Origin of the sequence: Spirulina sp. CCY15215, assembly GCF_016888125.1 — a bacterium.
Classification (GTDB): domain Bacteria; phylum Cyanobacteriota; class Cyanobacteriia; order Cyanobacteriales; family Spirulinaceae; genus CCY15215.
The window spans coordinates 1-350 of the sequence record NZ_JACSWA010000143.1 but is presented as its reverse complement, the minus strand read 5'-3'; the positions used below and the strand labels follow the sequence as shown (position 1 = coordinate 350).

Annotated in this window: 1 pseudogene; it reads right to left on the bottom strand. The window is 58.3% G+C overall.

The annotated features are described in order from the left end of the window. Window positions 1-350 (bottom strand): annotated as a pseudogene (locus JUI58_RS00665) (pentapeptide repeat-containing protein); the annotation flags it as partial.

Sequence of the window (350 nt, the reverse complement as noted above, 5' to 3'; positions counted from 1 at the left end):
CATGAGGAGATTTTCAGAAGTGGTGTCACTGGCGTTCTCACAGGGCGGCGTGCGATCGTCTCGACAGGAAAAGACAGGATCGGCAAGGACGGCGATCGCTTTGGGGGCAGGGGTGCGTTTTGCCCATTGACTGCGTTGTGCCTCGAGACTGGAAGCAGAGGAGAGGTTGATAATTTCGTGGTTGGCCAGTAGGGGCGCAATGCTTGCGCCCTCTATGCTTGCCCCCTCTATGCTTGCCCCCTCTATGCTTGCCCCCTCTATGCTTGCGCCCTCTATGCTTGCGCCCTCTATGCTTGCGCCCTCTATGCTTGCGCCCTCTATGCTTGCGCCCTCTATGCTTGCGCCCTCTA